At 38.0% G+C, this 234-nt stretch carries 1 pseudogene; it reads left to right on the top strand.

Annotated elements, in window-relative coordinates:
* Nucleotides 1-26: 26 nt before the first annotated feature.
* Nucleotides 27-234: pseudogene (locus tag SB775_RS33990) on the top strand (glucose-6-phosphate isomerase); the annotation flags it as partial.

Raw genomic sequence — 234 nt, 5'->3', positions numbered from 1 at the left:
CTAACGTAATGGAGGGCTTACAAGCGATGACACATATTCAATTTGACTACTCGAAAGCGTTACCTTTCTTTCAAGAACATGAGCTTACATATTTAAAAGATTTTGTGAAGGTAGCCCATCATAATATTCATGAGCAAACGGGTGCAGGCAGTGATTATTTAGGCTGGGTTGACTTGCCTAAGCAATATGATCGCGAAGAATTTGCCCGTATTAAAAAAAGTGCAGAAAAGATTA

This window comes from Peribacillus sp. SIMBA_075, from assembly GCF_046534585.1.
The sequence above is the reverse complement of the archived record's forward strand: the minus strand, read 5'-3'. Positions and strand labels throughout refer to the sequence as shown.